This window comes from Mesorhizobium sp. M0244, assembly GCF_040321795.1.
In the GTDB taxonomy this organism is placed as follows: domain Bacteria; phylum Pseudomonadota; class Alphaproteobacteria; order Rhizobiales; family Rhizobiaceae; genus Mesorhizobium.
On sequence record NZ_JAMYSE010000016.1, the window covers coordinates 64,942 to 90,480 of the forward strand.

Annotated in this window: 25 protein-coding genes; 3 read left to right on the forward strand and 22 right to left on the reverse strand. The window is 63.3% G+C overall.

Annotation, left to right across the window (positions count from 1 at the left end):
* Positions 1-4 precede the first annotated feature (4 nt).
* Genes infB through rimP form a run of 4 tightly spaced genes read right to left on the reverse strand, consistent with a single transcriptional unit; the run spans position 5 to position 5,545 of the window.
* On the reverse strand, positions 5-2,572 hold the full coding sequence (gene infB / locus NKJ08_RS13470; RefSeq protein WP_352781974.1) for a translation initiation factor IF-2: 2,568 nt from the start codon (positions 2,570-2,572) through the stop codon (positions 5-7).
* Positions 2,569-3,219 carry an RNA-binding protein gene (locus tag NKJ08_RS13475; protein ID WP_352526700.1) on the reverse strand — a complete coding sequence of 217 codons (651 nt, stop codon included), beginning with the start codon at positions 3,217-3,219 and terminating at the stop codon, positions 2,569-2,571. Before NKJ08_RS13475 ends, infB begins: the two co-directional genes overlap by 4 nt.
* A 38-nt stretch (positions 3,220-3,257) precedes the next feature.
* A complete protein-coding gene (gene nusA, locus NKJ08_RS13480; RefSeq protein ID WP_023676901.1) occupies positions 3,258-4,853 on the reverse strand; it encodes a transcription termination factor NusA in 1,596 nt (531 codons plus the stop codon).
* A 47-nt stretch (positions 4,854-4,900) separates the two neighbouring features.
* On the reverse strand, positions 4,901-5,545 hold the full coding sequence (rimP, locus tag NKJ08_RS13485; protein WP_352526698.1) for a ribosome maturation factor RimP: 645 nt from the start codon (positions 5,543-5,545) through the stop codon (positions 4,901-4,903).
* Positions 5,546-5,829: 284 nt separating this feature from the next.
* Here rimP and NKJ08_RS13490 point away from each other — a divergent pair, with 284 nt between their 5' ends.
* On the forward strand, positions 5,830-5,994 hold the full coding sequence (locus tag NKJ08_RS13490) for a hypothetical protein (protein ID WP_352776141.1): 165 nt from the start codon (positions 5,830-5,832) through the stop codon (positions 5,992-5,994).
* A gap of 60 nt (positions 5,995-6,054) precedes the next feature.
* Here NKJ08_RS13490 and trmB read toward each other — a convergent pair whose 3' ends face one another.
* From trmB to NKJ08_RS13580, 18 genes are all read right to left on the reverse strand, one after another.
* Positions 6,055-6,756 (reverse strand): tRNA (guanine(46)-N(7))-methyltransferase TrmB, encoded by a 702-nt coding sequence (trmB, locus tag NKJ08_RS13495; protein WP_352526696.1) that lies wholly within the window; start codon positions 6,754-6,756, stop codon positions 6,055-6,057.
* An 11-nt stretch (positions 6,757-6,767) separates the two neighbouring features.
* On the reverse strand, positions 6,768-8,057 hold the full coding sequence (gene metK / locus NKJ08_RS13500) for a methionine adenosyltransferase (protein ID WP_352776143.1): 1,290 nt from the start codon (positions 8,055-8,057) through the stop codon (positions 6,768-6,770).
* Positions 8,058-8,387: 330 nt separating this feature from the next.
* On the reverse strand, positions 8,388-8,807 hold the full coding sequence (locus NKJ08_RS13505; protein ID WP_352526692.1) for a helix-turn-helix domain-containing protein: 420 nt from the start codon (positions 8,805-8,807) through the stop codon (positions 8,388-8,390).
* A gap of 138 nt (positions 8,808-8,945) precedes the next feature.
* Positions 8,946-10,538, reverse strand: coding sequence for an apolipoprotein N-acyltransferase (gene lnt, locus NKJ08_RS13510; protein ID WP_352781975.1), 1,593 nt, complete (start codon positions 10,536-10,538; stop codon positions 8,946-8,948).
* Between the two features lie 93 nt (positions 10,539-10,631).
* Positions 10,632-11,102: a VOC family protein gene (locus NKJ08_RS13515; protein WP_352781976.1), complete on the reverse strand. Its 471-nt coding sequence runs from the start codon at positions 11,100-11,102 to the stop codon at positions 10,632-10,634.
* A 17-nt stretch (positions 11,103-11,119) separates the two neighbouring features.
* Positions 11,120-12,193 (reverse strand): hemolysin family protein, encoded by a 1,074-nt coding sequence (locus tag NKJ08_RS13520; RefSeq protein ID WP_352526825.1) that lies wholly within the window; start codon positions 12,191-12,193, stop codon positions 11,120-11,122.
* Between the two features lie 28 nt (positions 12,194-12,221).
* Positions 12,222-12,719, reverse strand: a complete 498-nt coding sequence (ybeY, locus tag NKJ08_RS13525) for an rRNA maturation RNase YbeY (protein ID WP_352526688.1) — start codon at positions 12,717-12,719, stop codon at positions 12,222-12,224.
* Positions 12,720-12,736: 17 nt separating this feature from the next.
* Complete coding sequence (locus NKJ08_RS13530) at positions 12,737-13,729, reverse strand: PhoH family protein (protein ID WP_502906334.1); 993 nt, start codon at positions 13,727-13,729, stop codon at positions 12,737-12,739.
* 83 nt (positions 13,730-13,812) lie between these two features.
* Positions 13,813-15,222: a tRNA (N6-isopentenyl adenosine(37)-C2)-methylthiotransferase MiaB gene (gene miaB / locus NKJ08_RS13535; protein WP_352776150.1), complete on the reverse strand. Its 1,410-nt coding sequence runs from the start codon at positions 15,220-15,222 to the stop codon at positions 13,813-13,815.
* Positions 15,223-15,285: 63 nt separating this feature from the next.
* Entirely contained in the window at positions 15,286-16,086 is an 801-nt protein-coding gene (olsA, locus tag NKJ08_RS13540) for a lyso-ornithine lipid O-acyltransferase (protein ID WP_352776152.1), read from the reverse strand.
* A 21-nt stretch (positions 16,087-16,107) separates the two neighbouring features.
* Positions 16,108-16,602, reverse strand: a complete 495-nt coding sequence (gene rimI, locus NKJ08_RS13545; protein WP_352526683.1) for a ribosomal protein S18-alanine N-acetyltransferase — start codon at positions 16,600-16,602, stop codon at positions 16,108-16,110.
* Positions 16,602-17,294, reverse strand: a complete 693-nt coding sequence (tsaB, locus tag NKJ08_RS13550; RefSeq protein ID WP_352776240.1) for a tRNA (adenosine(37)-N6)-threonylcarbamoyltransferase complex dimerization subunit type 1 TsaB — start codon at positions 17,292-17,294, stop codon at positions 16,602-16,604. The genes rimI and tsaB overlap by 1 nt, the downstream gene beginning before the upstream one ends.
* Before the next feature lie 158 nt (positions 17,295-17,452).
* Entirely contained in the window at positions 17,453-18,559 is a 1,107-nt protein-coding gene (locus NKJ08_RS13555) for a DUF1513 domain-containing protein (RefSeq protein WP_352776154.1), read from the reverse strand.
* A 2-nt stretch (positions 18,560-18,561) separates the two neighbouring features.
* Positions 18,562-19,641, reverse strand: coding sequence for an imelysin family protein (locus NKJ08_RS13560; RefSeq protein ID WP_352781978.1), 1,080 nt, complete (start codon positions 19,639-19,641; stop codon positions 18,562-18,564).
* Positions 19,641-21,164, reverse strand: coding sequence for a di-heme oxidoreductase family protein (locus NKJ08_RS13565; protein WP_502896017.1), 1,524 nt, complete (start codon positions 21,162-21,164; stop codon positions 19,641-19,643). The genes NKJ08_RS13560 and NKJ08_RS13565 overlap by 1 nt, the downstream gene beginning before the upstream one ends.
* Positions 21,165-21,260: 96 nt before the next feature.
* The gene (gene bfr, locus NKJ08_RS13570) at positions 21,261-21,746 is read right to left on the reverse strand and encodes a bacterioferritin (RefSeq protein WP_023719581.1); all 486 of its coding nucleotides are present in this window, start codon (positions 21,744-21,746) and stop codon (positions 21,261-21,263) included.
* Entirely contained in the window at positions 21,712-22,023 is a 312-nt protein-coding gene (locus NKJ08_RS13575; protein WP_023676882.1) for a (2Fe-2S)-binding protein, read from the reverse strand. The genes bfr and NKJ08_RS13575 overlap by 35 nt, the downstream gene beginning before the upstream one ends.
* Before the next feature lie 55 nt (positions 22,024-22,078).
* Positions 22,079-23,371: an imelysin family protein gene (locus tag NKJ08_RS13580; RefSeq protein WP_352776242.1), complete on the reverse strand. Its 1,293-nt coding sequence runs from the start codon at positions 23,369-23,371 to the stop codon at positions 22,079-22,081.
* Between the two features lie 450 nt (positions 23,372-23,821).
* Between NKJ08_RS13580 and NKJ08_RS13585 the strand changes: the two genes are divergently transcribed.
* Together NKJ08_RS13585 and NKJ08_RS13590 are read left to right on the forward strand one after the other, a co-directional pair.
* Positions 23,822-25,075 carry an NAD(P)/FAD-dependent oxidoreductase gene (locus NKJ08_RS13585; protein ID WP_352776158.1) on the forward strand — a complete coding sequence of 418 codons (1,254 nt, stop codon included), beginning with the start codon at positions 23,822-23,824 and terminating at the stop codon, positions 25,073-25,075.
* Between the two features lie 116 nt (positions 25,076-25,191).
* Positions 25,192-25,539: sulfotransferase family protein (locus NKJ08_RS13590; RefSeq protein ID WP_352781979.1), on the forward strand; the 348-nt coding region annotated here is incomplete at its 3' end.

Here is a 25,539-nt window from a genome sequence, read left to right on the forward strand (position 1 = left end):
GAACTCAGAGCGTCCTGGTCACCATCTCGACGCGGAAGCACTCAATGACGTCCCCGGCGCGCATGTCCTCGTAGTTCTGGAAGGCCATACCGCATTCCTGGCCGGCCGGAACTTCCGAAACTTCGTCCTTGAAGCGCTTCAGGGTTTTCAGCGTGCCTTCGTGGATGACGACGTTGTCGCGGATCAGGCGGACGCCCGCACCACGCTCGACCTTGCCTTCGGTGACACGGCAGCCGGCGATCTTGCCGATCTTGGTGATGTCGAAGATCTCGAGGATCTCGGCATTGCCGATGAAGGTCTCGCGACGCTCCGGCGAGAGCAGGCCGGAGAGCGCCGCCTTCACGTCATCGACGAGATTGTAGATGATGGAGTAGTAGCGGATCTCGATGCCTGCCGCAGCCGCGGCGGCACGGGCCTGCACATTCGCGCGAACGTTGAAGCCGATGATCGCAGCCCCCGAGGTTTCCGCCAGCGACACGTCGCTTTCGGTGATACCGCCGGCTCCCGCATGGACGATGCGGGCGCGCACCTCGTCGGTGCCGAGATTGTCGAGCGCCGCGTTGATCGCCTCGATCGAACCCTGCACATCGCCCTTGATGACCAGCGGGAATTCCTTCAATCCGCTTGTCTGCAATTGCGACATCATCTGTTCGAGCGAACCGCGCTGGCCGGCATGCCTGGCCACCGCTTTCTCGCGTGCCAGGCGCTGGCGGTATTCGGTGATCTCACGGGCTCGGGCCTCGTTGTTGACCACGGCGAAGCGGTCGCCGGCCTGCGGCGTACCTTGCAGGCCGAGCACCTCCACCGGCATTGCCGGCGGCGCCTCCTTGACCTGCTCGCCGCGGTCGTTGACCAGCGCGCGCACCCGGCCCCACTCGTTGCCCGCGACGAGAATATCGCCCGGCATCAACGTGCCGGTTTGCACCAGCACGGTGGCGACAGGGCCGCGGCCCTTATCGAGTTGGGCCTCGATGACAACGCCTTCGGCGGTGCGCTCCGGATTGGCCTTCAGGTCGAGGATTTCGGCCTGCAGCAGGATCGCTTCGAGCAGCTTGTCGAGGTTGATGCCCTTGGTCGCCGACACTTCGACGTCCAGCACCTCGCCGCCCATGGATTCAACGAACACCTCATGACGCAGCAATTCCGAACGCACTTTCTGCGGGTCAGCGTCATGCTTGTCGATCTTGTTGATCGCAACGATGATCGGAACGCCGGCCGCCTTGGCGTGGTTGATCGATTCGATCGTCTGCGGCATCACGCTGTCGTCGGCCGCCACCACGAGGATCGCGATATCGGTGGCCTGGGCGCCGCGGGCACGCATCGCGGTGAAGGCGGCGTGGCCGGGCGTGTCGATGAAGGTGACCTTGTTACCGTTCTTCTCGACCTGATAGGCGCCGATATGCTGGGTAATGCCGCCGGCTTCGCCGGACACCACATTGGCATTGCGGATAGCGTCGAGCAGCGAGGTCTTGCCGTGATCGACATGGCCCATGATCGTTACCACCGGCGGACGCGGCTGGAGATCCTCGGGACGATCGGCGATATTGAACAAGCCCTCTTCGATGTCGGACTCTGCGACGCGACGGACCGTATGGCCAAATTCGGTCGCGACCAGTTCGGCCGTGTCGGCGTCGATGACGTCGCCAGGCTTCAGGATCTGGCCCTGCTTCATGAAGAACTTGACCACGTCGACAGCGCGCTCGGACATGCGCTGCGCCAGCTCCTGGATGGTGATGGTCTCCGGCAAGATCACTTCACGCATGACTTTCTCGCGTGGTTCGTTGTGCAACGCGCGCTTGAATTTCTCCTGACGGCGGCGCATCGACGACAGCGAGCGGGCGCGCGCATCCTCATCGGAAAGCGCCGAATTCAGCGTCAGCTTGCCGCGGCGGCGATCTTCCTCGCCCTTGGTCGGCTTGGCCGGACGCGCCACTTCGGGCGTGACCAGACGGCGCACCGGCGCACCGGCACCGGTCCGCTTCGGCTTGACGTCTTCCTCGTCATCGACTGTCGCCAGTTCGGCGGCCAGCGGCGCACGGCGGCGCGCCTCTTCCTCAGCACGGCGGCGGGATTCGGCCTCGGCCTGCAGCCGTGCCTCTTCCTCGGCCTGACGGCGCGCCGATTCTTCGCGCTCGCGGCGGCGGCGCTCCTCGTCCTCGCTGCGGCGCTTGGCCTCCTCGATGGCGCGCTGGCGATCCTCGACGTCGCGCACCTTCGAGCCCTCGAGAGCCCGGCGGCGTGTTTCCATTTCCTGGCGCGACAGCTCGTTCAGCACCATGCCGCCGCGTTCGACCGGCGGCGGAGGCGGCGGCGCCTTGGGGGCCTCCTGCACGGCAGGCGCTGCCGCGACCGGCTTCGGCGTGAAGACGGACACAGGCGCTGCCGCCGGCTCCGGCTTGTCGCCGGGCAGCGAGAATTTGCGCTTCTTGGTCTCGACGACCACCGACTTGGTGCGGCCGTGCGAGAAGTTCTGGCGCACCGTGCCCTGTTCCATACCGGGGCGCTTCAGCGTCAAGGTCTTCTTCGGCGTAACACTCAGCGTCTTGTCGTCGCCCGATTTCGTATCGCTCATTCCATATCCTCTGCGGCATCATCTTCGTCAGCAACGGCCGCAAGCATTGCCAGATCGTCCGGGGAACCGCCCCGATATCGGTCGAGCGCAACCATGCGCTTCTGGACCGCCCTGCCCGCGTCTTCCGCGAGAACGGCAGCATGTATCACATTTGTACCCCCCAATGCCAAGCTCAACTCGGCCTCGGAGAAAAGTTTGTAAGCGCGGATCGCAGGCCCGCCGAGGTGGACGGTTGCCCGTCGCGCCTGGCTTATCTTGCGGACGCCATCGTCGGAAGCCTCGGTCGCGTGGAGCACGAAAAGTGCAAGTCCGCCGCGCACGGCGCTCTCGACCTTGGTCGCTCCGAGCGCTATAGCGCCCGCCTTGCGGGCTAGGCCAAGCATGCCCAGAGCGGACCTGGAAAGCAGCGCGTCGACCATACCGCCAAGATCGGCTGGCACGGTCACCTGCGCCTTAAAGGCACGGGCAAACAGGTTTTTCGCCGCTGCCTTGTCTATATGTAGGCGGTCGGCGGTCACCCAGCAACCGCGGCCGGGCAGGTTTCTCTTGATGTCCGGAACGACGGCCGAATCCGGGCCGACGACGAAACGGATCAGCTCATCCGGTTCGGCTTGCCTGCGGGTGACGATGCAGGTGCGATCGTTCATCTCGTCCAAGGGCGGGTTCGGTGCGATGCGGTTTCACCTCACGCACCGACGGTTTCGTCAGCCGGCACGCCCTCGGCGGCAAGCTCGTCTTCTGTGATCCAGCCAGCCTTCAGGCGGGCGGCCAGGACCATCTGCTCGGCATCGGCGCGCGACACGCCATGATTGGCGAGCACACCTGGGAATACCTTCGTCTCGCCGTCCTTGCGTTCCTTCCAGCCGGTCAGGTCGTCGGCGGCGTAGCCAGCGAAATCCTCGATCGTCTTCACGCCGTCCTCGCCGAGCGTCACCATCATGGCGGTGGTGATGCCGGGAATCTCGCGCAACTCGTCCTTGACGCCGAGTGCCTTGCGCTTCTCGTCGTGCTCGGCTTCGATCTTCTCCAGATATTCGCGGGCGCGGGTCTGGATCTCCGAAGCCGTGTCCTCGTCGAAGCCGTCGATCGACGCGATTTCACCGGAATCGACGTAGGCGACCTCCTCGACGCTGGTGAAGCCTTCGGAAGCGAGCACCTGGCCGACCATCTCGTCGACGTCGAGGGCTTCCATGAACAGCGACGACCGTTCGACGAATTCCTTCTGGCGGCGTTCGCTCTCTTCCTGCTCGGTCAGGATGTCGATGTCCCAGCCGGTGAGCTGCGAGGCAAGACGGACGTTCTGGCCGCGGCGGCCGATGGCCAGCGACAGCTGATCGTCGGGGACGACGACCTCGATACGTTCGGCATCCTCGTCGAGCACGACCTTGGCGACTTCCGCCGGCTGCAATGCATTGACGATGAAGGACGCCGCCGAGGGCGACCACGGGATGATGTCGATCTTCTCGCCCTGCAATTCGCCGACGACCGCCTGGACGCGGCTGCCGCGCATACCGACGCAGGCGCCGACCGGATCGATGGAGCTGTCACGCGAGATGACGGCGATCTTGGCGCGCGAACCCGGATCGCGGGCGACCGACTTGATCTCGATGATGCCGTCGTAGATTTCCGGCACTTCCATGGTGAACAGCTTCGCCATGAACTGCGGATGGGTGCGCGACAGGAAGATCTGCGGGCCGCGCTGTTCGCGGCGCACGTCATAGACATAGGCGCGGACGCGATCGCCATATTTGTAGTTTTCGCGCGGGATCAGCTCGTCGCGGCGGATGATCGCCTCGCCGCGGCCAAGATCGACGATGACGTTGCCGTATTCGACGCGCTTGACGGTGCCGTTGACGATCTCGCCGATACGGTCCTTGTATTCGTCATATTGCCGGTCGCGCTCGGCCTCGCGCACCTTCTGCACGATGACCTGCTTGGCCGACTGTGCGGCGATGCGGCCGAAATCCATCGGCGGCAGCTGTTCGGCGATGAAATCGCCGAGCTGGGCGTCCGGATTGCGCTCGCGCGCCGAGGAAATGGCAATCTGCGTCGCGTAATCGTCGACCTTCTCGACCACTTCCATCAGCCGCTGCAGCTTCATCTCGCCGGTGTTGGCGTTGATGTCGGCGCGGATGTTGGTTTCCTGGCCGTAGCGCGAGCGCGCGGCCTTCTGGATCGCATCGGCCATGGCGGCGATGACGATCGACTTGTCGATCGACTTTTCACGCGCGACCGCATCGGCGATCTGCAGCAGTTCAAGCCTGTTGGCGCTTACAACCATCTTTTTTCTCCCGAGCTTGTTGCCGACCTTTACGGCCGGCAGCCCAATCACATTTCCTGTTCGGTTTCGTCTTCCGCGCCCACTTCCGCACCCTCTGGCGCCTCTTCGGGTTCGCCGCGGCGTTTCCTGGCTTCCTTGCGCGCCCGGTTGTCCTTCGACAGCGCATCGCGGATAAGATCGTCGGTCAGGACCAGCCGCGCGTCGGCGATCGCATCGTAGGGCACGCGCACCGTCGGCTCCTCGCCGTAAGCGGCCTTGTCGCGCTCGATCAGCACACCGTCCGCGTCGCTTTCGGCGATCTTGCCCTTGAAGCGCTTGCGGTCGGCGACGAGAACCGACGTTTCCATCTTCACCAGATGGCCGGTCCAGGCTACAAAATCCGATTTGCGGACCAGCGGCCTGTCTATGCCCGGCGACGACACTTCGAGATGATATGCCTTCTCGATCGGATCATCGACATCGAGCGCCGGCGATACCGCCCGGCTGACCTCTTCGCAATCCTCGACGGTCATTGTGCCGTCCTCGCGTTCGGCCATGATCTGCAGCGTGAGCCCGTTCTGGCCCGACAAATGCACACGTACCAAGCGGAAGCCGATGGCACGCAGTACCGGCTGGACGATCAGCGCGATGCGCGCATCGATACCGCTTTCGCGGATGATGCGGTCGTCGCCTTCGCTTGCCGTCACTGTCATTCGGTGCCTGTCGCTCGATTCCTGTTTGGCCGGCAGGTAATAAAAAAGAGCGGGACCGGGTGGACCCACTCTTCGTCATACCGACCAAGAATTTGAAGCTGATATAGACGATCATGGCCGTCGTTTCAAGCCCGTCGTGCATCTGGGCAGGGCTGGGAGTCCGCAGCGCTGTGCCAAATGCATGGCGGCCATGCAGTGATCCCCCTTTGAGCACCGGCGACGCACGACTATCTATGTTGCATTGCACAGTTGGAGCGCTCACTGCGCTCTAAAGGGTACCGATCATGACCAACCGTGGATTTTTCTCAGCCATAGGCGACTTCTTTAGCGTGTTCGGCAGCGCCGTAGCCGTGTCGCGGGCTGTGGAAAACGGTTGCAAGCCGCATGCGCACGATTTGCGCAATCTCGGCATGGAGCCGGCAGCCTTCGACAAAATCCGCCGCTTCTGAGCCAGGTGAGCACCGAGAGCCTTCGGCCCATCCGCCTTTGCTCAGTTCCGGACGTCCTGCTTATTTCCGCACGAAGGTGAGATAGGCAGGCCGTCGGCCTTCGCGAATGGCCTTGGCCTCATAGCGCGTCCCTGGCCAGCCATCATAGGACCGATGCCAGTCGGCAGCTTCGTTTGCCTGCCACGCGAAGGCGCCATGCGCCCGGCAATGCAGCAGCGTCCAGTTCACATAGCTGTCGATGTCGGACGCAAAGTGGAATTTTCCGCCGTGCTTCAGGACGCGCGCGAAGCGGTCGAGATTGACCGGGCTGACGAAGCGCCGCTTCCAGTGCTTCTTCTTCGGCCACGGATCCGGGTAGAGAAGGTCGATGCCGTCAAGCGAAGCCTGCGGCAGCCAGTCCAGCAGGCGCGTGGCGTCGTCGTCATAGACGCACAGATTGGCAAGCGGACGCTCCCGGACCGCCATCATCATCTTGGCCATGCCGTTGACGAAGGGTTCGACGCCGATAAAGCCGGTCGCCTGGCTGGCCGTGGCACGGTGCAGAAGATGTTCGCCGCCGCCAAAACCGATTTCGAGCAGGACAGCGGAAACTTCTGCTTCGAAAAGGCTGCGCAGATCGGCCGGCGGTTCAACCGTCAGATCGAGCCTGTAGGCAGCGAAGCCGCTCTCCAGAGCCGCCGCCTGCTGCGGTCGAATGGTCTTGCCGCGCCGGCGACCGAAAAATGCCTCGGTCGCACGGCTTGGCCGGTCCTTCGGATCCATAGGCGCCGCGGTTAGGCGGCGACCGCTTCGGCGACCGGTTCGGCGAGAGCGTCCTTGAGCGCCTTGGCGAGATCGGTCTTCTCCCAGGAAAAGGATCCGTCGCGGCCGGCCTTGCGGCCGAAATGGCCATAGGACGACGTCTTGGCATAGATCGGCTTGTTGAGATCGAGGTGGCGGCGGATGCCGGACGGCGACAGGTCCATCACGGTGCGCAGTGCACGCTCCAGCTTTGCCTCGTCGACCTTGCCGGTGCCGTGCAGGTCGACGTAGATCGACAGCGGCTGCGCGACGCCAATCGCATAGGAAAGCTGGATGGTGCAGCGATCGGCGAGCTTCGCGGCGACCACGTTCTTGGCGAGATAGCGCGCCGCATAGGCCGCCGAGCGGTCGACCTTGGTAGTGTCCTTGCCGGAAAAGGCGCCGCCGCCATGAGGCGCAGCCCCACCATAGGTGTCAACGATGATCTTGCGGCCGGTCACGCCGGCGTCGCCGTCGGGTCCGCCAATGACGAACTTGCCGGTCGGATTGATATACCAGTTGCAATTGTCGGCGATCTTCAGGTCGCCCAGCGCCTCGCGGATATAGGGCTCGACGACTTCGCGCACCTTCTTCGAATCCCACGTCGCATCGAGATGCTGGGTCGACAGCACGATCTGCGTCACTTCCGCCGCCTTGCCGTCGACATAGCGGACCGTAACCTGGCTCTTGGCATCCGGCCCGAGCCTGCCGGCATCACCGCTGCCTTCATGGCGCGCGGCGGCCAGCAGTTCGAGGATCTTGTGGCTGTAGTAGATCGGCGCCGGCATCAGATCCGGCGTCTCGCGGCAGGCATAGCCGAACATGATGCCTTGGTCGCCGGCCCCTTCCTCGCCTTGCCGGTCGGAGGCGTTGTCGACGCCTTGGCCGATATCCGGCGATTGGCCGTGCAGCAGGACCTCGATCTTGGCCGTCTTCCAGTGGAAGCCAGCCTGCTCGTAGCCGATTTCGCGGATTGCCTTGCGGGCGACCGACTTGAACTTGGCCGGGTTGACAAGCGGATGGCCGGCCGCATCCTTCAGGATGTGGCCCTCCTTGTCCTTCTTGAGCAGCGTCTCGGGGACGCGCACTTCACCAGCGATGACAACGCGATTGGTCGTCGCGAGCGTCTCGCAGGCGACGCGGACTTTCCATGGGTCCATGCCGGTCTTTCTGGCCTCGCGGTAGACGAGATCGACAATCTCGTCGGAGATACGATCGCAGACCTTGTCGGGATGGCCCTCGGCAACGGATTCCGAGGTGAAGAAATAATTGTGCCGCGTCACGGGTGTCCCCTCTTGAAAAAAATATCGGCAGGCCGCCGATTTTGGCGCGCCAGTTGTTAACGGTGCCGGGCGCCGCTCGTCAAGCCGTGCAGCCGTTCTGGCATGAATTTGACGTTATTATCTTTGCATCCCGAAGACGGCGGCAGGGCGCACTACCATTATCTCTTGCACCAACAGACTGAAGAGAACGGTTTCGAGGAAGCATGTCGAGCAAAATCGATCCGCGCTTCGGCGCATCGGCGGAATGCACATCCCACGGTGCACCCAGCCACGAGAAATTGCATGCCCCGCTACGACGACCTCGTCCTCTTTGACTTCTTCACTGGCCAGTCAGTCGGCTTCGTCGATGGAGAGCGACTTCACAAGCTCGATGATCTTGCGGCGCACTTTCACGTCGGCGATCTTGACGAAGGCGCGGTTCAGCTGGAGGCCTTCCGGGCTGCCGCAGAATTCGACGGCGGAGGTCATCGACGCATCCTCGGCAAATCCACGGTTGCCCACGGCCTCCTGACCGGGCGCATCCTCGAAAAAGAAGGCGACGGGCACGCCGAGTATCGAGGCGATTGCCTGCAAACGGCTGGCGCCGACGCGATTGGTGCCTTTTTCGTACTTTTGGATCTGCTGGAACGTTATGCCGAGGTTTTCGCCCAGTTTTTCCTGGCTCATTCCCAGCATATTGCGGCGAAGCCGGATGCGGCTTCCGACGTGGATGTCGATCGGATTCGGCTTTTTCTTGTTTTCTTCTGTCATTTTTTCCTCGCCGAATTTTTCCGGCTTTTTCTATTTTGCTGCCCAAACGAAACCGGCGGCCCGTGCCCCAACAGAACGACCTATCGACTTCGATAATTTTTCAGGCGCTTACAGTATGAGTTTCTAATGTGTCGGCTGTCAATTCGCCCGTAGCCTTTGCCTTACGTTCAAAATGCATGCCGCAACGGCAAGCAGAAACATGATCAGCATTCCGTTAATGCGTCGTTGGCCGGAGGAAACGATGGCTTGGCTGGAGATCGGCACACGCACGTCGATGGCGCCGCGTGCATCGATTGCCAGCGCGTCGACGATGCGACCGCGCGGGTCGACAACGGCCGAAATGCCGTTATTAGCCGCGCGCAACAGGGGCACCCCATTCTCCACCGCCCGGATCTGCGCCTGCCTGAAGTGCTGGTACGGCCCCGGCGTGTCGCCGAACCAGGCGTCATTGGTGACGTTCACAATAAGCTCGGCTGACGTTGCGTCAACCGCGACCAGATCGGGAAAGATGACCTCATAGCAAATAAACGGCAGCGCCCGGATGCCGCCGGGCAGCGCGATCGGGTGCCGCTCATTGCCGGCCGCGAAGGTCATCGGGCCGGCAACAAGCTGCTCAAGCCCGAAGCGGCCGAGCAGATCGGCGAAAGGTAGATATTCGCCAAAGGGTACCAGATGAACCTTGTCGACGGCATCGACGATTTCGCCCCTTTCGTCGATCGCCACGACCGAGTTGTAGTAACGGCTGCCGGTATTTGCCGCCGAGCCGCCTTCCTCGCGAACGACTCCGGCGACCAGCATCTGGCCATCGCCAAGCATCTCTCCGATGGCAGGCAGGGCATCCGGACGTTCGGTGAACAGAAACGGCACGGAGGTCTCCGGCCACAGGATCAATTGCGGCCTGTCATGGCCGGGTTCCGGCGCCTTGGCCGAAAGCCCCATCATGGTGGCGAAGATGCGGTCGCGCACCGAGGCATCCCATTTCTCGGTGAGGTCGACGGCAGGCTGCACGATACGGACGTCGAGGCTGCGGGCGGCCGGCTTTTCGGGGGCGGCAAGCCTGATATAGCCGAAGCCGGCATGGGCGGCGGCGAGAACGACAAGCAATGCAGCGCCGAGGCGAAGATGCCGGCGCGCCGCAAGCAGGGCCGGCAGCGCAAAGACGAAGACCGCAAGCGCATTCATGCCGATCATGCCGGTCACCGATACGCTCTGCATCAGCAAAGGCACCGGCATCGCCGCATAGCCGACGGCATTCCACGGAAAGCCGGTGAACAGGAAGCCGCGCAGCCATTCCGCCAGGGCAAAGCCGAAGGCAAGTGCCGCGATGCGGCCGATGTCGTTGCTCCACCACAGCCGGGCAACCACGGCGGCGAAGCCATAGAAGAAGGCGAGCGCGAGGGGGATGCCGACCACTGCGAACGGCAAGGCCCAGGCGAAGCTGTCGGCCTCGACCAGCAGCGCCGAGCCGACCCACCAGAGACCGGCAAGAAAATAGCCGAATCCGAACCACCAGCCGGTAGCGAAAGCCGGCAGCAAGCGTCGCAGAAAACCGTCCGAGGCTTCGCCGGTCGCGCCGTCGAGGAGCCAGACCAGCAGCGGGAACGAAACGAAACAGACGGCGAAGAAATCGTAAGGCGCCTGGGCAAGAACCGCCAGCGCCCCGGCAAGAAACGCCACCAGCGCGCGCCGCCAGCCCCAAAGCAGAATTATCCGGCCGGCCTGGCGCTCCATCTATGCTTCCGAGTCGTGCGAATCAGGAAGCAAGATTTATCAGGCCGCGGTCTCGGCTCCAAACCGGATAGGCGCGACCAAGTCCGCTCATAGCTATCGATGCCAGCCTTCGATCGTCAGTCCGCTCGGCCGCTCAGCCTCTTCGCGCGGAATGGAGCCTATCGTCTGCGCGAAAGTCCAGACATGGTCTTCAGGATCGCGCGCCCTGTACAGCCGTTCACCATAGAACTGGTCGGCAGGCTGCTCGATGATCTCGGCTCCCGCCGCCTTTGCACGATCACAATGGGAATCTATCCCGTCTTTCAGGCGTACATAGACGGATTGGGTGTTCCTGCCTCCAACCGAAGCCGGGCTGGCGATGTGGTTGGCCCATTCGGAATCGATGATGATATAGCCGTCGCCGAACCGCATCTCGGAATGGACAAGCGTCCCATCAGCATCGCTGACCACCATGCTCGGCTCGAAGCCGAAGGCCTTTTCAAGCCATGTCAATGCGGCCCACGGATCCTGGTAGAATACGCCGGAGCCCAAGGTCGAGTGCTTGAACGGGTCCTCAACCGGCATCGGGCGAGCCGCGTCTTTCAAGCCTGCTCGGTGCGGACGGCGCGGCGGCGGCGCTCGCCCTTCAGGGTCTCGACGATGCGCACGCGCTTGACGCGGCGCGGATCGGCGTCGAGCACGTGGAACTCGAAACCGGGTATGGCCTGAACCACTTCGCCGCGCGCCGGCACCCGGCCAAGCGTGTTGAAGATCATGCCGCCGATCGTGTCGACATATTCGCCGTGCTCGCCGGCGGTGAAATCCTCGCCGATCATCTTGGCGACATCGTCGATCTCGGCCTTGCCGTCGACGACGAAGACGCCTTCGCCGGCCTGGGTGATCATCGGCTCGTCCTCATCATGCTCGTCCTCGATGTCGCCGACCACCATCTCGACGATGTCCTCGAGCGAGACGAGACCGTCAGTGCCGCCATATTCGTCGATGACCAAAGCCATCTGGGTGCGCGTCGTCTGCATCCGCCCCATCAGGTCGGAGGCGAGCATCGACGGCGGCACGAACAGCACCGGTCGGATCAGATTGAGATCGCCGATGGTGCGCGCCAGATCGACCTGGGCGAGATCGAGAACAGTCGCGACCGGGGGTTTCCTGGTCGTCCTGCCCTTTCTGACGCGGGCGACCTTGGTGATGTGCGCCAGCACGTCGCGGATATGGACCATGCCGCGCGGGTCGTCGAGCGTCTCCGAATAGACCGGCATGCGGGAATGGCCGGACTGCTCGAACAGCCCCAGAAGATCGCCGAGCTTCGTCGTGATCTCGACCGCCTCGATGTCGGCGCGCGGCACCATGACGTCCTCGACGCGCACTTCGCGCAGACGCAGGATGTTGTTGAGCATGGCGCGTTCGCCGGGCGAGAAGGATTCAGCATCGCTCGCCGTTTCGGCAAGCGCGCCGGCAATCTCCTCGCGCAGGCTGGTGCCGTTCCGATGCCTGAAAAGCCCGAGCACGCGATCGAACAGGGAAGGACCGGCAGGCGATGCCTCGCTGGCGAAGCTGCCGGTCGTGGTACTCGGACTCGAGCCCTCTTCCGTCGTTTCGGAAGGCTTGGTCGCACTGCCGGCGTCGGAGCGGGCGGCAGTCTCTGGTTTGTCGTTCATCATCGTCCGGTCAATTGGTCTTTTGTAATTACGTGTAGGGATCGGGAATGGCAAGCCTCGCAAGTGCTGCGCGCTCTGTCGCTTCCATCAATTCCGCTTCGGCGTCGGTTTCGTGATCGTAGCCCAGCAAATGCAGCAGGCCGTGGATAACGAGATGGGAGATATGGTCCTCGACCGGCTTGTCTTCCAGTGCCGCCTCGCGCGCGACAGTCTCGGCGGCCAGCACGATGTCGCCCAGCATCGGCGGCAGAGGCCCGCCCCTCGCAAACGGAAAAGCTGGAAAAGACAGGACGTTGGTCGGCTTGTCCTTGCCGCGCCAGCCGGCATTGAGCGTACGAATATGGGCATCGTCGGAAAAGACGATGCTGAGCTCGGAACGCCCGTCCGCACCGGTTTCGGTAAAGGCGGCCACCACCGCGCGGTCGACCAGCCGCGTCAGCATCGTCTCGTCGGGCCAATCGCCCGCCTCGATCGCGATATCGATCTCGACGGGAAGCTGCCCCCCCGCCTTTTGCTCCTCAGCCATGCGGCCGCATCATCAAATCAGCCTTCGACACCCAAGCCCCTGGCCAGCTTGCCGTCACGGTCGTAGGCCTTGACGATCTCGGCGACCAGCGGATGCCTGACGACGTCGCCCTCGTTGAAGCGGACCGTCACCATGCCGGTGACGCCGTCGAGGATTCTCAGTGCCTCGACCAGACCGGACTTGGTGTTTGGCGGCAGATCGATCTGGGTCGGATCACCGGTGACGATCATACGCGAATTCTCGCCGAGCCGGGTCAGGAACATCTTCATCTGCATCGGCGTGGTGTTCTGCGCCTCGTCGAGGATGACGGCAGCGTGCGCCAGCGTACGGCCGCGCATGAACGCCAGCGGCGCGATCTCGATGACCTCGGCGGCAATCGCCCGCTCGACCTTGTCGGCCGGCATCAGGTCGTAGAGCGCGTCATAGAGCGGCCGCAGATAGGGATCGACCTTCTCCTTCATGTCACCCGGCAGAAAGCCAAGCCGTTCGCCGGCCTCGACCGCGGGGCGCGACAGCACGATGCGTTCGACCATGCCGCGTTCGAGCAGCATTGCCGCATGCGCCACCGCCAGATAGGTCTTTCCGGTGCCGGCCGGGCCGATGCCGAAGACGAGTTCCGACCGCTCCAGCGCGCGCATATAGGCGTCCTGGTTCAGCGAGCGGGCATAGATGGTCTTCTTGCGCGTCGATATCTGGGCGGCGGACACCTTGCCTTTGCGCTCCAGCGTCGGCAGCGTTAGCTGGTCGTCGGTGGCGATCGCCATGCGCACGGCGCCGTCGACATCGGACTGGCCGATATCGGTGCCTTTCTGCAGAATGCCATAAAGATTGTCCAAGGCGCGGCGTGCCTGCTCGGCGGCCGAGGAAGAGCCCTTGATGGTCAATTGGTTGCCGCGCGAGCGGATGTCGACGCCGAGCTTCTGCTCGAGCCTGGCCAGATTTTCGTCGAACTGGCCGTAAAGGGCGCTGGCAAGCTTGTTGTTGTCGAAAGTCAGTACGATGTGCACCATATCCGAGGCCCCCGAGGGTAGGTTCTGGGGCAGGTTCTTCACTTCAGCAGCGCTCAACCGTCTCTCCTCATCTGCCGAGGCCTTCAGGCCAATTCGGCGAACAGGCTGTTGTAGCCCGTCTTCGTGATTCGTACCTGGATAATGTCACCGATTTCGCCGGCCATTTCATCAACAATAACCGGCTGCAGCCATGGCGAGCGGCCAACCTTCTGGCCGGCCTGGCGGCCCGGCTTCTCGATCAGCGTGTCGATGGTCCTGCCGACCAGGCTGGTGCCGAAATCCTGCTGCTGTTTCAGAAGCAGCGCCTGCAGTCGCTGCAGGCGCTCGTCCTTGACCGCCTCCGGCACGTGATCGCTCATCTCGGCGCCCGGCGTGCCGGGGCGCGGCGAATATTTGAACGAAAAGGCCGAGGCATAGTTGACGTCTTTGACCAACTGCATCGTCGCCTCGAAATCGGCTTCCGTCTCACCGGGAAAGCCGACGATAAAATCGCCCGACAGTGCAATATCGCTCCGTGCGGCGCGGATGCGATCGATCAACGTCAGATAGTCCTTGGCCATATGCCTGCGGTTCATCGCCTTGAGTATGCGGTCGGAGCCGGATTGCACCGGTAAATGTAGATAGGGCATTAGCGTCGGCAAATCACGATGGGCGGCGATCAATTCATCGTCCATGTCGCGCGGATGGCTGGTCGTGTAACGCAGCCGCGCCAGGCCCGGAATCTCGGCCAGCCTGTACAGCAGCCGGCCAAGGCCCCATTCCTCGCCGTTTTGGCCCCTCCCGTGCCAGGCATTGACGTTCTGGCCGAGCAGCGTCACCTCGCGCACGCCGGCATCCGCCAGACGCTCGGCCTCGGCGACGATCTGTGCCACCGGCCGCGATACTTCCGAGCCGCGCGTATAAGGCACGACGCAGAAGGTGCAGAACTTGTCGCAGCCTTCCTGAACGGTCAAAAACGCCGTCACGCCGCGCCTGATCAGTTCGGCGCGCTTCGGCTGCGGCAGATGCTCGAATTTGTCCTCGACGGCATAGTCGGTCTCGACGACCTTTTCGCCACCGCGCGCCCTCGCCAGCACACCGGGCAGCCGGTGATAGGTCTGCGGACCGATGACCAGATCGACGGCCGGCGAGCGGCGGATGATCTCGGCACCCTCGGCCTGCGCCACGCAGCCGGCGACGCCAACCAGCATTTCGCGCCCGGCCTTCGCACGCTCGGCCTTCATCTCACGGATGCGCCCAAGTTCGGAATAGACCTTTTCCGCCGCTTTCTCGCGGATGTGGCAGGTGTTGAGCAGCACCAGATCGGCCTCGCCGATGGCGTCCGTCGCGGCATAACCGTCGGCCGCCAGAGCATCGGTCATGCGCTGCGAATCGTAGACGTTCATCTGGCAGCCATAGGTCTTGACGAAGACCTTTCTGGTCGCGGCAGGCGGAACGACCAGGTCGGCGGCGGCAGCGCCGATGTCGTCGCGTTCTATCGTGTTCAATTCCATTTCGCGGCTTCTAGCGCCTTTTCCTGACAAAAAACAGACGAATCTGGCTGGAACCTGCGCGGATTACCGGCTTGGGCGCGGATCGGCGAGCGCCGCCTGTACCATCTCGCGCACCTGGCGTTCCATCTGCTTTGCCGTTTCCTTGCGGCTGGAGCCCTTGGAGAAAGCGATCGCCTCGCCAAAATGCACCTCGACGTCGAGGGCGCCCTCGGCCATCAGCACCTTGAGGTGCGGCATCAGCTCCTCATCGCCGATCCAGGCGGCAACCGGCCGATGCCGGCGGCCAAGCGGCACGCCATGCAGGCGCGTATAGACGACCGCCACCGGCTGGATGAAGACCTTTTCGGCCGCCCCTTCCGCAATCGCCATTGTGGCGGCGCCGAACAGCGTGCTCTTGAACGGCAGGATCATGTTGCCGTCGCCGGTCGAGCCTTCGGCAAACAGCACCATGGCGTCGCCTTTGGCCATGCGACCGGCGATCTCGCTCGCCTGGTCGCCCGACGAACGCTTGCGCTCACGCTCGATGAATACGGTGCGCTGCAGCTTCGACAGCATGCCGATCAACGGCCAGCCGGCCATGTCGGCCCTGGCGATGAACGTCACGTCGACCATCGACCCCAGCACCATGATGTCGGTCCAGGAGATGTGGTTGGCCGCAACCAGCAATGGGCGCTGTTCGAAGAGAGAGCCCTTGACATGGATGCGCAGCCCCAACGTCCTGACAATCATCCTGTGCCAGATTTTCAGGATGAAGGTCTCGCGCCAGAGCCCGGTCCTCATCGACACTATCTGCAGCGGCACAAGCATCAGCGAGCCGAGGACAACCAACCCCAGCGCCAGGAAAATCCTGATTTTTCCGATCATCCGCACCACCCCGACGTTTGGCTAACGAAGATCGCGGCGCATGACAAGCGCGCCGGTCGGGCCGTGCTCCGGCGACTTGTAATAGTTGGCGCGCTTGCCGACCTCGCGGAAGCCGAGCCGACGGTAGAGCGCGATCGCGGCAACGTTGGTCTCGTCGACCTCAAGAAAAAGCGCCTCGGCGCGCTGTGCGTGCAGTTCGCGCAGCACCGCATCCATCAATTGCCAGCCGAGCCCCCGGCGCCGATGCGAACGTGCCACCGCGACAGTCAGGATCTCTCCCTCGCCGGCCGCCAGGCGCGCCAGCACGAAGCCGAGCGGCGGCTTGGCGCCCTGTCCGGTCTCGCGCGCGGCATAGCCGAACACCGTGTCCTGCTCGAGCAGTGCGGCGAATTCGTCGTCGGTCCACGGCCGCGCGAAATCCTCGCGATGCAGCACCGACATGGCCGCGCTGTCAGCAACCGTCAGCGGCTCGAGCGCATAGTCCCTGCGGCGCGACTGGAGGAAGGGAATGCGCATCAGTTTTTTTGCCTCGATAGGATAAAGCCTGCCTGGGGCTTTGCGTCGGCGCCGCGCAGATAGAGCGGTTTCGGCTTTTCGCCCTCGCCCTTTTTACCGGCACCTTGGGCGGCGGCCAGCCGGGCATAGACGGCAATGTCGGCGGTGGCCGCCGTCGCGCCGACGTCGAAGGCGCGCCCGACCGAGGCGGCAATTTGCGATGTCGACGTGCCGGCAAGAACCGCAGATCTGTCAACCGCGATGGCGGCGGCTTGTGAAAGGGTGGTCACCGAGGGACCGTAAATCAAAACGGATGCTTCATCATAAAGTGCCGCATGGATTTCCTCGCGCCCTGCATCGAGCGCGGCGAGCACGGCGCGGCCGGGAAACGTCGCTCTCGCTTGCGCCGCCAGTGCTTCCAGAGTCGTCACGCCGATCGCCGGTATTTTCAGCGCCAGCGCCAGGCCGCGCGCCGCCGAGACACCGACGCGCAGACCGGTGAAGGAGCCCGGACCGGTGGAAACGGCAATGGCGCCGAGGCCGGCATAATCGGTTCCGGCCGCCTTCAACGCCCCCTCGATCACGGCCATTAAATGTTCCGCATGGCCCTTGCCGAGATCGAACACCGAACGGCCGAGTTCCTTCCCAGCCGCCGCGTCGTAGACGCAGGCGGCGCAGAGATTGGCAGCACAGTCGATGGCAAGCAACTTCATGGTGGCCGGTTGAGACAGGTTCAACACAAAGTTCCCTGTGCCCGCCAAGGCTGATCCCCGCAAGGGAATAATGCATAGACCGTCAGGCAACTTTGCTCGGATCCGAGTCCAGAAAGGTAAGCTTCGACGAACGCAACTGCCACAAACCGGTGCCGGCACTAGCCGATCTGGTCGATGCGCAGCACGTGATTGTCCCAGACATAGTCCGGCTCGGAACGGGTCGCGCCACCTGGTTCGACGATCTCGCCGGCGCCCGTCGTCGCCATGAAGCTTTTCCCGTCGGGCGCCACGCCGCAGACCTCGACCAGCGCCTTGGTGGCGACGATGCGCCCGCTGGCCGCGTCGATCACGGCAAGCGAATTCCCCTCCGGCGAGGACACGGCGATCGTGCCGGCGACCGGGTTGGCGGCGACCGAGCCGATATAGTTCCTGAAGCCGGAGAGCACATGCTGCGGCATGTCGAGCAGTTGCAATTCCTTGCCGCGCGCCGCGCGGCCGACCAGCGGGGGGCGATCGGTGCCCGGCCCCCTGTACTGGCAGCCGAACCAGACGGTGCCGGACCGGTCGGCGTCCATGTGGCGGATCGACAGCTGGTGCAGCGCCGGCGGCAATTCGTGCTTTTCGATCAGATCGCCGGTGAGACGGTCGACCAGCACATAGGAGGGCTTCATCGTCGCGACGTTGAGCTCGGCGCGGCCATAATCCGGATGCGTTTCGATGCCGCCATTGGCGACGGCAATCGTCCTGCCGTCGGAAAGCAGCAAAAGCTCGTGCGGGCCCATGCCGTAGGTCGGGAATTCGCCGATCCGCTTGAACTTCGCATGCGCATCATAGACGCCGACGACGCCGGCGGCGTTATCGAAATCGTTCTCGGTGGCGTAGAGCAGCGCACCGTCGGCCGAAAACACGCCATGGCCGAAGAAATGCCGGCCGGCAACGCTGGCAATGGTCTGCGGTTCATCGCGGCCGGTGTGGTCGAAGACGACAGCAAAGGTGCCCGGCTGCCTGGCAAACACCACCGAACGCTTCGACACCGGATCGAAGGTAACGTCGTGGCCGCGGTCGGGCAGATCGATCGAATACAGAAGCTTGCCGGCCTCGGACAGGATGGCCGCACCATAGCTGCCGTCGCGCTTGACGAAAGCGGTGGCGAAGACCGCGTCGGCGTCGAGCGTCTTTGCCCAGGCCGACGGCGCCATCGCCGCTACGAAGCCAGCGCCTGCGGCCCTCAGGAAATCGCGCCGATCGATCAGCGGCGTGCGCATAATTAGTCGCCATCCAGTGACGAGAACCCGGCGGTCAGGCCGAATTCGGCAGTCAGCCTGGTGCCGATCAGGGTCGTCAGGCTGGATGTCACCAGTGCGAAATAGTCGAGCTTCCGGCGCAGCGCCGGATCGGCAAGTGCCTTGTCGGTCGGACCTCTGATCGTCTTTGCGACCTCGATCCCGTTGGTCAGCTGGATGTGGACCGATCCCGCCATCCAGCGCGCGTCGGGCGGCAACGCATCGCCAAGCTGCGAGGCCTGGAACAGAGCGTCCATGCCCGCCAGATTCCCGGTCAGCGAGCGGGCGGTGTTTTGCGAACGCCAATAGATCGCCTGTTTCGGTTTGTCGGCCTCCGGCTTGGCGCCCAGGAAGCCTTTCAGGCGCACGTCGCGGACCATTTCCAGCTCGTTGATGAAGACGCCGACCAGTTCGGTCACCGCTTCGGTGCCGTCGTGATAGAGCGCGTTCTGCGGACCCGGATTGCCCCAGAGCGCCGCAAAGCCGCCGGGCTTATTCCAGGCGTCGCTGACCTCGCCGGCGATTGTCTCGACATTGCCGGCAATGGCCGCGCCATAGGCGCAGCGATAGGCGTCGTCCTTGCCGGCCAATCGATCGGCGCCGTCGCCGTAGAGCAGGAATTCCAGTGCGCCGAGCCCTTGCATGGCGACGCTCTTTGTCGCCAGCTGGGCCGAATCGGCGGCTGTCGGATTCTTGCCGGCAAGTGCTGCCTGCACCTGCTTCAGGCCGATGCTCTTGCGGTCCGGCCAAAACAGCATGCGCTCAAGCCGGTTGCTTTCGGCGATCGGCCCGAAACGGATGATTTCCACCACCGACCAGGCATCCACGAGACCCGAGAATTCGGCGCGTGCCGCATCGAGATTGTCTTGCGAGGGCGCCTGGCAAAGCGCGTGCATTGCCCCGGTCAAGCTGTCCGCATGATCATGCAGCCTGGCATAGGCCGGGCGGACAAAGCCGTCGATCGCCCGCTGGATCACGTCCGAAGCTTTCACCGCCGCAGACGCCGGCAGTGCAGCGGCGAAGACCAGCGTGAGAGCAAGAACAAGCGCAAGACGCTTCGGCATCAGAGCGACTCCAGAAACTTGATCAGCGCATCGCGGTCGGCCGCATCGGCTGCGGCAAAGCGGTCACGCGCCTTCTGCCCCTCGCCGCCATGCCACAGGATCGCCTCGGCCAGGCTGCGCGCGCGCCCGTCATGCAGGAAGAAGGTGTTGCCGCTGACCGTCTGGGTGAGTCCGATGCCCCACAGTGGCGGCGTGCGCCATTCGCTTCCCGTGGCCTCGCCCACCGCCTGCCCGTCGGCAAGACCCGGCCCCATGTCATGCAGCAGAAAATCGGAATAAGGCCAGATCAGCTGAAAGGCCTGCGCCTTGTTCGGGGTGCCGCGACGGGTGACGAATTTCGGCGTATGGCAGGAGATGCAGCCCATATCGTAGAACAGTTTTTTGCCGACGAGCACGTCCGGTCTGTCGAGGTCGCGCCGGGCCGGCACGGCAAGGTTTTGCGAATAGAAGGTAACGAGGTCCATGACGGGCGGCGGCGCTTCGACCGGACCGAGGCGGTCCTGCACACCGTTGGGTAGGGCAAGGCAGGCCTTTTCTCCGGAGGTGCAATCGCCCCAGTGCTTCGGCACCTCGGGCGTCGAAATGCCGATATCGCCGGCAAAAGCGTCCGCCGATTGCTGGCGGATCGATGCGGCCTGCGCCTTCCAGCCGAAACGGCCGAGCGTCAGCTCGCCGCTGCTGCCGTCGCGTATTATGTTGGGCCTGCCGGAAATACCGTCGCCATCGCGGTCGGCCGGATCGGCATGGGCAAGGATGTCGGCCGGAGCGATCTGCTCGACCAGGCCAAGGCCGATCATCGGCGGCGTCATGCGCGGCGACAGCGTGGTGCGTGGATCGAGCGGCCCGTAGGCAAGGCCCTCGACCGAATAGCTGGGCTTGCGCAGCGACACCACGCTGCCGTCCGCCAATTTTACTTTCTCGTCTTGATAGTCGACACGCATCCTGCCTTCGCCCCGCAGGCCAGGAACGGCCAATTCCTGCAGCTGCGTGCCATAGACCGGGTCGGGGAAGTTGAGCACCTTGTGATCGGCGAGCGCGGCTTTTTCCTCCTCGGTGCTGGCTTGCCGTGCCAGGCGCAGGAACATCGAGGTGGTGCCGCTGTCGCCTTCCGGCGGGTGGCCGCGGCCGTCCTTCAGATGGCAGTTCTGGCAGGCGCGCTCGTTGAACAGCGGACCAAGCCCATCCGAGGCCTGTGTCGAGGATGGCGACGACACCCAGTTCTTGCGAAAAATGGCGTTGCCGAGCTTGAACGTGCCCTCTTCCTCGAAGCTGATGTTGGCGGAGGATTGCGAGAAGGCGTCCTTGTTGACGTCCTTCTTCGAGGTGCCGGCGCCGCCCTGCATCAGCTCGAATTGCTCGGGCTTGGAGAAATCGCTGGTTGGCCTGGTGATGGCGATAACGCGCGCCAAATCCTTCGGCGTCAGATCGGTGCGGCTGGTGGCAAGGCCCGCCGGTTGCGGCGCGCCGGCCAGAGCCGAGGCGGTAAGCGTCGCCACGACGGCCAGAAAAGCGGCGCGAACCATTCCGTATCGCGGCTTCTTCTGAGGCGGCAGGCCGCAATCTTCGGCCGGCCGCAAGCGGCGCAAGAAATCTAGGGGGCGCCGCATTCCCGCATGTCCTTATTCCGCCTCGTCGGCCGATGCCGCGTTGAGCTGGCCGTATTTTTCCTCGCCGATCGAGGCGAGCAGGTCGAGTTGCGTCTCGAGGAAGTCGATGTGACCTTCCTCGTCAGTAAGCAATTCCTCGAACAGCTTCATCGTCACGTAGTCGCCTGCTTCATTACAAATCTCGCGCGAACGCTTGTAGGCGGTGCGCGCGTCATATTCGCCGGCAAGATCGGATTCGAGCACTTCCTTGACATTCTGCCCGATGCGCAGCGGCGCCACGGACTGCAGGTTCGGATGGCCCTCGAGGAAGATGATACGCGCCACGAGCCGGTCGGCATGGTGCATTTCCTCGATCGATTCAGCGCGTTCCTTCTTTGCCAGCTTGGCGTATCCCCAGTCTTCCAGCAGCCGGAAATGCACCCAGTACTGATTGACCGCTCCAAGTTCCAGAAACAGAGCCTCGTTAAGCCGCTCTATGATCTGCTGTTCGCCTTTCATGGGTTCTGCTCCCGTATTGGACGCGCAGGCCTCTGACGCGATCCAGATGTGAAACGATGTCCACGCCGCTCGCCGCCGAGCGGGCGTGGTAATTTTCGGTGACCCGAATGATCGTTTCGACCACATTTGGGAAGCAGCCGCAACAGCGACCGCGCTTGTGCATGGCATGATAGACCTTCGCCGGCACGATAAGCTGCCAGGGGTCCTCATCCAGCAGTCCGACGATCGTCTGCTCTATCTCCTTTTCGGTGATGATGTTGCAATGGCAGATCAGCATTTGTCGCTCTGGCTGACGGCGCCAATTGCGCCGCGTGGCTGGTGGTTTCGATAGTTTACTGGAACACCTTATCCGGTGAATCGAGGCTGTCCGAGCCCTCGAAGGCTATGGCATTGAGCTTCAGGGTGCCGACGGCGCGCTCGATCGACTTGGTCTGATCGACCAGCGCGTCGATCGCCGCCTGCACGGTGGCATTGCCGTCCGTGTTGCCTTCTCCGATCTGCTGGTCATAGGCCTCGCCGGCGAGCGCCCGCGCCTTGATGGCCTCCATCTTGGCGACGGTGACATCCAGTTTGCCCGACAGTTCCTTGTCGATCGCCGGGTCGGCTTGCCTGACCATGTCGGCCACCGACGGCCCCTCGACGACAGTGCCGTCAAGCCGCGTGTAGCTGCCGTGATAGGCGGCACGGATGCCGATGGCGTCGTAGAGATGGGAGTTGTAGGTGTTGTCGGAGAAGCAATCGTGCTCCTCTTCCGGATCGTGCAGCAAGAGGCCGAGCTTCATCCGCTCGCCGGCGAGTTCGCCATAGGACAGCGAGCCCATGCCGGTGAAGATGGTCGAAATGGCGGCGTTCGGCTCGCCATCGACAAGGTTCTTACGGGCGGCGCCGCCTTCCTTCCAGTCGTTGACCATGTCCTTGAGATCGGAAACCAAAAGGTCGCTCGCCGATTTCAGATACTGCGCGCGACGGTCGCAATTGCCGCCGGTGCAATTGGTAAGGTCGTAATCGGTATAGGGCCGCTCGCCGGCGCCCGGACCGGTACCGTGCAGGTCCTGGCCCCACAGCAGGAATTCGACGGCGTGATAGCCGGTCGCCACATTGGCCTCGATGCCGCCGGCCTCCTGCAGCGTGCCGGAGAGGAATTCCGGCGTCAGACTGGTGGCGTCGACCTTCTTGCCGTTGATCTCGATCGACTTGTTGGCGATCACATTCGCGGTGTAGAGCGCGTTGGCATCCGACTCGGTGCCATAGCTCTTGGCGACATAGTCGATCAGGCCCTCGTCGAGCGGCCAGGAATTCACCTTGCCCTCCCAGTCGTCGACGATGGCATTGCCGAAACGATAGACCTCGGTCTGCTGATAGGGGACACGCGATGCCTTCCAGGCCTCGCGGGCGGCGTTCAGAGTTTCCACCGACGGCTTGGCGAGCAGCGCATCGACAGCCTTGTCGAGCGCCTCAGCCGTAATCAGCGAATCCCCGTATTTGGCGAGCGCAATGTCGGAATAGGTCTTGATGACCGCCTTGGCATCGGTTTGCGCCTTGGCCGGCAGCACGAACACCGCCGCCGTGAGCATCGCGGTGGCGCCGATCGCCGCAAGCCTGCTGCCATATCGCGCCGTGATCATCGTTCTCATGACTGTCTCTCCTCGGGAATCAGTGAAATGCCGGCGCCATGGGTGGCGGCCGACGGCAGGCGCCGCGGCGGGCAGCTGCCAGCGGGCAAAAAAAGATCGCGCCATCGCGCGGTTCGCGGAAGAAAGACACCGAAATGCCTCCAATCGAAAGGGTTCAAGGCCCAGACATCAAAGGGATGCGCTGACGCGCGAGCTTCCATAAAACGGCGAAGACGCTGGATGTCAACTGGTGTCTGAGAAAAAATTCAATTGAAACAATAGTTTAGAATTATTCTAAACTAGAACTGTCAACTTTAACACCGATATATCGGGAATGTCGGCGTATGAACGCGATTGACAGGCGGCCGTTCCGGGTGCGACCCGGATCGGCACTCTTGCGGCGGCGCCAGGCAATCGCCACTTGGCGGGACGTCCTAGATTTGGATGAGAAATCGGGCTGTTATGAAGAACGGGGTTGTCATTGTCGGTGCGGGTCATGCGGGCGTGCAAGCGGCCGCCAGCCTGCGCGAGGAGGGCTATGACGGCCCGGTAATCCTCGTCGGTGACGAAAACGAACTGCCCTACCACAAGCCGCCGCTGTCGAAGACCTTCATCAAGGATCAGAAAGCAAAGCCGCAGCCGTTGCGCGGCGAGCCTTTTTATACCGGCAGCAGCATCGACTACCGGCCGGGCCTCCGGATCGAGAGGATCGATGTCGGCGGTCGCGGGCTGGAGATATCGGGCGGTGGCGTGCTGCCGTTCGACCGGCTGATCCTCGCCACCGGCGCGCGGCCGCGCCTGCTGCCGCTGCCGGGTTCGGAGCTTTCTGGCGTTGTGTCGCTGCGCTCGCTCAGTGATGCCCGCCTGATCCGCGAACTGAGCGTGCAAAGCGAGGAGGTCGTCATCCTCGGCGGCGGCTTCATCGGCCTGGAGATTGCCGCAACGCTCACCGCGGCCGGCCGCAAGGTTACGGTGGTCGAGGCGGTCGACCGGCTGCTCGGCCGCGCGGTGGCGCCGGTCATCGCCAGCCATGTGCGCCAGCGTCTGGAAGCGACCGGTGTGCGCGTCCTTGCCGGCACCACCATCGAACGGCTGGAGGGCGAGAACGGCCGTGTTTCGGCTGCAATCACCTCATCCGGCGAGAGATTGCCGGCGCAGATGGTCGTCATCGGCATCGGCGTCGTGCCGAATGTCGAATTGGCCGAAGCCGCCGGCATTGCCATCGCCAACGGTATCCGCGTCGACCAGCAGATGCGCACGTCGGTGCCTGAAATCCTCGCCATCGGCGACGCCGCTTCCTACCGGCACTGGTTCACAGGCGGCGATGTGCGGCTGGAATCGGTGCAGAACGCCACTGACCAGGCGCGGCTTGCCGCGCGCACCATCGTCGGCCATGCCGACAATTATTCGGCGGTGCCGTGGTTCTGGTCCGACATCGGCGACATGAAGCTGCAGATGGTCGGCCTGATTGCGGGCGGCGACAGCCATATCGTGCTGGGCGACGTGGCCGAGAACAAATTCTCCATCTATCACTACGCTGGAAGCCGGCTGCTCGGCATCGAATCGGTCAACCGGCCCGGCGACCATATGCTTGGCCGCAAGATGCTCGGCGCCGGCTTTTCGCCGTCGCCGCAGATTGTCGCAACCGGGCCGGATGGGCTGAAGGCGGCGCTCGCCGCCTTCCAGGAAGAAGAGCCTGTCCGCGCTGCGGGATAAGATCAAACCCAATCACCCTGAATGACCGAGTTCGACCGGGAGCTGACCTTCAAAACATATAGCGAAGTAAAGGAAATAGCAGTATTTTGACCAATTGAAATCGTCGGGGGGTGCTCATGGCTCTATATGTCATTGGCGCAGGCATGGGTCGCACTGGCACATATTCGCTGAAGCTCGCGTTGGAGCATCTTAGGTTCGGGCCGTGTCATCACATGGCAGATGTCCACGCCAATCCCGAGCAGAAGGCGCTGTGGCGCGCCGCCGGCCAGGGACAACTCCCGACCTGGGATGCGGCATATGCCGGCTATCTTTCCGCGGTCGATTGGCCAACGGCGCATTTTTGGCGCGAAGTGAGTGACCACTACCCTGATGCAAAGGTTATCCTGACAGTTCGTGACCCGGAAGCCTGGTATGACAGCATGGCGCAAACAATAGGGCTCACGATGGATGCTGCTACCAATGAT

Bases quoted from the DNA above. Each gene is read 5' to 3' on its own strand.
- ybeY (WP_352526688.1), bottom strand. From the start codon at position 12,719: ATGGCTGAGGAGCAAAAGGCGGGGGGGCAGCTTCCCGTCGAGATCGAT.
- miaB (WP_352776150.1), bottom strand. From the start codon at position 15,222: ATGGAATTGAACACGATAGAACGCGACGACATCGGCGCTGCCGCCGCC.
- NKJ08_RS13555 (WP_352776154.1), bottom strand. From the start codon at position 18,559: ATGCGCACGCCGCTGATCGATCGGCGCGATTTCCTGAGGGCCGCAGGC.
- rimP (WP_352526698.1), bottom strand. From the start codon at position 5,545: ATGACAGTGACGGCAAGCGAAGGCGACGACCGCATCATCCGCGAAAGC.
- tsaB (WP_352776240.1), bottom strand. From the start codon at position 17,294: ATGAAGTTGCTTGCCATCGACTGTGCTGCCAATCTCTGCGCCGCCTGC.
- NKJ08_RS13565 (WP_502896017.1), bottom strand. From the start codon at position 21,164: ATGGTTCGCGCCGCTTTTCTGGCCGTCGTGGCGACGCTTACCGCCTCG.
- NKJ08_RS13520 (WP_352526825.1), bottom strand. From the start codon at position 12,193: ATGAACGACAAACCAGAGACTGCCGCCCGCTCCGACGCCGGCAGTGCG.
- infB (WP_352781974.1), bottom strand. From the start codon at position 2,572: ATGAGCGATACGAAATCGGGCGACGACAAGACGCTGAGTGTTACGCCG.
- NKJ08_RS13575 (WP_023676882.1), bottom strand. From the start codon at position 22,023: ATGCTGATCTGCCATTGCAACATCATCACCGAAAAGGAGATAGAGCAG.
- NKJ08_RS13580 (WP_352776242.1), bottom strand. From the start codon at position 23,371: ATGATCACGGCGCGATATGGCAGCAGGCTTGCGGCGATCGGCGCCACC.
- olsA (WP_352776152.1), bottom strand. From the start codon at position 16,086: ATGATCGGAAAAATCAGGATTTTCCTGGCGCTGGGGTTGGTTGTCCTC.
- NKJ08_RS13475 (WP_352526700.1), bottom strand. From the start codon at position 3,219: ATGAACGATCGCACCTGCATCGTCACCCGCAGGCAAGCCGAACCGGAT.
- bfr (WP_023719581.1), bottom strand. From the start codon at position 21,746: ATGAAAGGCGAACAGCAGATCATAGAGCGGCTTAACGAGGCTCTGTTT.
- nusA (WP_023676901.1), bottom strand. From the start codon at position 4,853: ATGGTTGTAAGCGCCAACAGGCTTGAACTGCTGCAGATCGCCGATGCG.
- rimI (WP_352526683.1), bottom strand. From the start codon at position 16,602: ATGCGCATTCCCTTCCTCCAGTCGCGCCGCAGGGACTATGCGCTCGAG.
- NKJ08_RS13490 (WP_352776141.1), top strand. From the start codon at position 5,830: ATGACCAACCGTGGATTTTTCTCAGCCATAGGCGACTTCTTTAGCGTG.
- trmB (WP_352526696.1), bottom strand. From the start codon at position 6,756: ATGGATCCGAAGGACCGGCCAAGCCGTGCGACCGAGGCATTTTTCGGT.
- NKJ08_RS13505 (WP_352526692.1), bottom strand. From the start codon at position 8,807: ATGACAGAAGAAAACAAGAAAAAGCCGAATCCGATCGACATCCACGTC.
- lnt (WP_352781975.1), bottom strand. From the start codon at position 10,538: ATGGAGCGCCAGGCCGGCCGGATAATTCTGCTTTGGGGCTGGCGGCGC.
- NKJ08_RS13515 (WP_352781976.1), bottom strand. From the start codon at position 11,102: ATGCCGGTTGAGGACCCGTTCAAGCACTCGACCTTGGGCTCCGGCGTA.
- NKJ08_RS13560 (WP_352781978.1), bottom strand. From the start codon at position 19,641: ATGCCGAAGCGTCTTGCGCTTGTTCTTGCTCTCACGCTGGTCTTCGCC.
- NKJ08_RS13585 (WP_352776158.1), top strand. From the start codon at position 23,822: ATGAAGAACGGGGTTGTCATTGTCGGTGCGGGTCATGCGGGCGTGCAA.
- NKJ08_RS13530 (WP_502906334.1), bottom strand. From the start codon at position 13,729: ATGGTGCACATCGTACTGACTTTCGACAACAACAAGCTTGCCAGCGCC.